The following is a 2,519-nucleotide window of genomic DNA, read 5'->3' as shown; positions in this document are numbered from 1 at the left end:
GGGTTGGGCATCTGGCGCGCCCCAAGAGCGATCGGTAACGGGCAAGATGCCCGTTCCACCATGATTGTTTTGATGAGTTGTGGGGAGTAGGGGTTGGGCTTCTAGCCCGCCCCTAAAAGTCTGACTTGTCGGGCGGGATTCGATGCCACCATTAAAAGACTGATTTACACTTTTTTTCGATGAAGCTTTTGACAGACTTTTGCTATTAGCTGACGATGTAAAAGCCGGGTAAGCTTTCGGCCCCGAAACAATTGGATTTTGTGGCAATCCTGACAGCAAAAAACCCATCAACGGCTGACACCGATCGCTACAAGCACCATAAAACTCTCCCCGAACTTTGTCACCCGATGGCGGCCCCCACCAAAACTCAGCCATTGCTAGCGGTTTCAGATTGTGTACTGCCGCGCAGTGCAGCAATTTTGGCGCGCAGCAATCGCCGGTGCCAGTCGGAATAGAATTAGTTGGCATCAATTCCTGGAGCGATCGCGATTTACCCAAAAAATTCACCAGAGTGTAAGCTGCGTGCATCTCGGCCTGAAGTTCGCGGGAAAGTTCTTTTCGCCCTTGTTTGAGCACCCGCATCCGCTCATCGGCAGCTTCAACGATCTTTTTTAGAGGCTGCAATATTGCATCCCGCTGCCGTTTTAATTGCCTGCATTCAATTCCCTCCAAACGGCTTTCTTGATTTAGTTTTTCCAGGGCTATTAAGAGTGTGTCTCCTGCGAGAGTTTGACTGCTTAGCTGACGTTGTTCGTCTCGCTGCTGCTTGCAATTGCGGTGCCGCGCATTCAAAACTTGCAATTGCAATTCAAATTCGCTCAATAAGGCTGCATATTCCTGTCGCTGCGGGAGTTGATTCAGTGCAATCAGTTCCTGTTTCATTGCTTCCAATTGGGCTAGCGTGCGCGCTTCTTCTAAAGCAACTCGCGATCGCCCCGGAATCGGTGGCACCCACCCGTCAACAACGCTAGAACCGTTCAGCAACCCAGAAAATGCTTTGAGAATTCGCTGTTCCCCCCAAGGCATTTCCACGAGCAAGATGCCGTACATCTTCCCCTCGCGATCGTAGGAATCGTCAGCAGCAAGGTACTGCATCAAACCCCTGGCGATTTCTTCAGACATTCGAGTACGTGGCAATCTCAGCAGATCCGCACTTTGAGGGCAATGCCCTTCGTACCAATAACTCGGGCTAGAGTCGATCGACCCCCGATCGGAGTCCATAAAATAGTCCGTGAAATCTAAAAGCGGGTGTAGAGTTAGCATATTAAATTTGATTTAAAATCTCGATCAGGACATATTTGGGGTGCATCTCACTTTTGAAGAGGGCGAAGCATGACCGCATATAAGTTATTAGTTATAATCCCCTACTGACTGCGGTCATGCTTCGCCCCTACGGATATATTCGCCAAAGTAAGATGCACCCCATATTTGTTGGTGTCTTGACCGTATTGTACAGCGGTATCTGCCAAGTAGGATGGCTGCATAATTTTATAAATACACACTTAACTAAAGATAATGAGCGACAGCAGACTTGATATGCTAAGTTTGTCTCTAAACAGCAGCGATTTAACAAAAGCATAAGTTAATATAGCGGATCGAGCTCTCATATGAGGTACGTTGTTGGGCTTGGGCCCTCTTAGCGGTCTGTAGGGTGCGTCGCTGCTAGATATTGGATATAACTTGCTGAAGTACGGGTGGCGACGCACCTTACACGGGAGATCAGATTGTGTGTACCAAATATATATGGAATATGCTGTATCAGTTAAGAATTAAGGCTCTTTCAGGACAGCAAAACTTTTTTCATAGCTAGCTGTCCCTACTTCCAAATAGACTGCTAGACGATAACAATTGTCTGACCAGCCGTCAAACTGGTGAAGTCATACGTTGTACTACCAGCTATGAGTTTTTCAAACTCGGAAGTTATCAAAAGTTTGTCACCTTTGGTGAAAGTCCTCGACGTGTCCGATATCCCAACGGTATAACTTCCTGGCGTTAATTCTAGTGTGTCATTACCGCTTCCGCCATAAAAATCACCACTCCCAAAACCCTTGATATAGTCTTCGCCCGCTCCTAAAAACACACTTCCACTGCTATTGGCGGCTGACTCAAAGCCTTGATTAGCAATAATGGAGTCGTTACCATCACCAGTATTAATGTTACCGCCGTTGTTATAAATGCCATATCCGGTACAAGTGCAACCATCAACAAAGATATAGTCATCACCACTGCCAGTATTAATGATACCCTCGTTGTAAAGGATGCCAGTGCTAGTGATTGTGTCGTTACCATCACCAGTTCCAATAAAGTTGAAGTTCTCAATCGCACGGTTGGGAGAGTCTACATCGGCGCTGATAGAGTCGTTACCATCTCCTAATAACACTGCATTCCTGTTAATAAGCGTTCTTTTCCCATTACCTGCATTAACGGGACTTAAACAGAAAATACGATAAAAATAGGTTATAATGCTTACATAGCAAGCAGATAACGTTAAAAAATGACCCATGAAAGAGACAACCCCT

At 46.3% G+C, this 2,519-nt stretch carries 2 pseudogenes; both read right to left on the bottom strand.

The window, feature by feature from the left end:
* Nucleotides 1-1,263, bottom strand: a pseudogene (locus JGK07_RS26360) (RluA family pseudouridine synthase); the annotation flags it as partial.
* A 571-nt stretch (nt 1,264-1,834) separates the two neighbouring features.
* Nucleotides 1,835-2,519, bottom strand: a pseudogene (locus tag JGK07_RS26355) (hypothetical protein); the annotation flags it as partial.

The sequence above is a fragment of the Microcoleus sp. PH2017_24_DOB_U_A genome, assembly GCF_020738205.1.
Lineage (GTDB): Bacteria > Cyanobacteriota > Cyanobacteriia > Cyanobacteriales > Microcoleaceae > Microcoleus.
The sequence above is the reverse complement of the archived record's forward strand: the minus strand, read 5'-3'. Positions and strand labels throughout refer to the sequence as shown.